Source organism: Polaromonas sp. P1_G2 (assembly GCF_056405515.1).
The window spans coordinates 1-2,553 of record NZ_JBFUBY010000413.1; the positions used below are offsets into that span (position 1 = coordinate 1).

Sequence of the window (2,553 nt, forward strand, 5' to 3'; positions counted from 1 at the left end):
GGCCTGCCCGGGCCGCGTGGTGGTCATGGGCATGGGCAAAAGCGGCCACATAGGCCGCAAGATCGCGGCCACGCTGGCCTCCACCGGCACCCCCGCCATGTTTGTGCATCCGGCCGAAGCCAGCCATGGCGACCTGGGCATGATCACCGGCCAGGACGTGGTGCTGGCGATCTCCAACAGCGGCGAAAGCGAGGAACTCACGGTGATCCTGCCGGTGCTGAGCCGCCAGGGCGTGCCCATGATCGCCATCACCGGCGGCGCCCAGTCCGCGCTGGCGCGCTACGCGCGCGTCACGCTCGACAGCAGCGTCGCGCTGGAAGCCTGCCCATTGAACCTGGCGCCGACGGCCAGCACCACCGCCCAGCTCGCCATGGGCGATGCGCTGGCCGTGGCGCTGCTCGACGTGCGCGGCTTCAAGGAAGAGGACTTTGCCCGCTCGCACCCGGGCGGCGCGCTGGGCCGCAAGCTGCTGACGCACGTCAGCGACGTGATGCGCAGCGGCGACGACGTGCCGCAGGTGCGGCCCGACACCAGTTTCACCGACCTCATGCGCGAGATGAGCGTCAAGGGCCTTGGGGCCTCCGCCGTGGTCGACGGCGCGCGGCGCGTGCTCGGCATTTTCACCGACGGCGACTTGCGCCGCCTGATCGAAAAAGGCGTGGACCTGCGCAGCAGCAAGGCCGGTGACGTGATGCATGCCGACCCGCGCACCGTGCGGGCGGATTCGCTGGCGGTTGAAGCGGTCGCGTTGATGGAGCAGCATCGCATCACCAGCGTGCTGGTGGTCGACGAGGCCGGCGTGCTGTGCGGCGCGCTCAACACCAACGACCTGATGCGCGCGAAAGTCATCTGATGGCTGTCACGCCTGTCCTGAACTTCGCTCCCGAACTGCTGCTGCGTGCGCAGGGGGTCAAGGTGGCTTTTTTTGACGTCGATGGCGTGCTGACCGACGGCGGCCTGTATTTCTCGGAGTACCCAGACGGCCATCCGCTGGCCCAGCCCGGCGGTGGCTACCGCCCCGCTGGTGAAATCATCAAACGCTTCAACACGCTGGACGGCCACGGCCTGAAATTGTTGCAGCGCTGCGGCATCACCCCGGTGATCATCACCGGGCGTGACAGCCATGTGCTGCGCGCCCGCCTGCAGGCGCTGGGCATTGCGCATGCGTATTTCGGCACTGAAGACAAGCGACCCGCGGCCGAAACCACACTGCAGGCGTTGGGCCTGGATTGGACCGCGGCGGCCGCCATGGGCGACGACTGGCCGGACCTGCCGGTGATGTCCCGCGTAGCCTTGAGCTGCGCGCCGTCCAATGCGCACGCGGAAGTCTTGGCGCAAGCCCACCATGTCACGCGGGTGCCGGGTGGCCAGGGCGCGGCGCGCGAGTTCTGCGACCTGTTGCTCGTCGCAAGCGGGCGCTACGCCGAGCTCCTTGAGGAATACCGCCAATGACGACCGCGACGCAGAACTCAGGCGCGGGCCGCAGCGGCCCGTTCCGGCCGCTCAGGAGGGCCTGGCGCAGCTTGCTGCGCGTGTGGGACAGCATGGCCATCTATATGCCGCTGCTGATGATGGGCGCGCTGGCGCTGGGGACCTACTGGCTGGTGCGCAACACGCCCATTTTCAGCACGCCGGAAGCCGTGCGCGAAGCCAGCCACGACATTGACTATTTCATGCGCAAGTTCACCGTCAAGACTTTTGACGAGGGCGGCCAGCTCAAGAGCGAGATCTACGGCATCGAGGCCAGGCATTTCCCGGACACCGACATTCTTGAGATCGACCAGGCGAGGATCCGCAGCATCAGCCCCGACGGCCGCATCACCGTCGCCACGGCCAACCGCGCTTATTCCAACGGCGACGGCTCGGAAGTGCAGCTGGCCGGCAATGCGCGGGTGGTCAGGGAAGCCAGCACGGATGCCAGCGGCAAGGAAACGCCGCGCATGGAGTTTCGCGGCGAGTTCCTGCATGCTTTCCTGAACGACGAGCGCGTGAAATCCCACAAGCCCGTGTTGCTGATCCGCGGCACCGACCAGTTTGTCGGTGACACTTTCGCGTATGACAACCTGGACCAGGTGGCCGACCTCAAGGGCCGCGTCCACGGCATCCTGGTGCCCCGCTCCGCGGCGAGCGCTGCGGGCCTTCCCAGCTTGACCTTGCCGACGGCACCATCGGCGCCGGCAAGTTCCACCAGACCGGCCACGCCTTAGCGGCCGGCTTTTTTAACGGCCGCCTATGTCCAGACTCGTATTCATCACCGGAGCGTCCAGCGGCATAGGCCAGGCACTGGCCATGCGGTTTTATTCAGCGGGCTACCGGCTGGCGCTGGCCGCGCGCCGCACGGCGGAGGTCCAGGCCTGGGCAGAGGCCAACGCCCTTGGCGCGGGCCGCTACCAGGTCTACAGCGCCGATGTGGCCGACACCGACAGCATCGTCGCGGCAGGCCTGGCCTGCGTGGCCGCGCAAGGCGTGCCCGATGTCGTGATCGCCAACGCCGGCATCAGCGTCGGCATGGACACCGCCGTGCGATCTGACCTGGACGTGATGGCGCAAACC

The 2,553-nt window shown here is 67.5% G+C and carries 4 protein-coding genes; all 4 read left to right on the forward strand.

Features of this window, described 5'->3' with window-relative positions; all coding sequences use genetic code 11:
• Positions 1–853 (forward strand): KpsF/GutQ family sugar-phosphate isomerase (locus AC1D0P_RS24450; RefSeq protein WP_477679102.1); only part of this gene is annotated, 853 nt, incomplete at its 5' end.
• On the forward strand, positions 853–1,452 hold the full coding sequence (locus AC1D0P_RS24455; RefSeq protein WP_477679103.1) for a KdsC family phosphatase: 600 nt from the start codon (positions 853–855) through the stop codon (positions 1,450–1,452). The genes AC1D0P_RS24450 and AC1D0P_RS24455, both read left to right, overlap by 1 nt.
• Positions 1,449–2,207 (forward strand): LPS export ABC transporter periplasmic protein LptC, encoded by a 759-nt coding sequence (lptC, locus tag AC1D0P_RS24460; RefSeq protein WP_477679104.1) that lies wholly within the window; start codon positions 1,449–1,451, stop codon positions 2,205–2,207. The genes AC1D0P_RS24455 and lptC overlap by 4 nt, the downstream gene beginning before the upstream one ends.
• A gap of 25 nt (positions 2,208–2,232) precedes the next feature.
• Positions 2,233–2,553: SDR family NAD(P)-dependent oxidoreductase (locus tag AC1D0P_RS24465; RefSeq protein ID WP_477679105.1), on the forward strand; the 321-nt coding region annotated here is incomplete at its 3' end.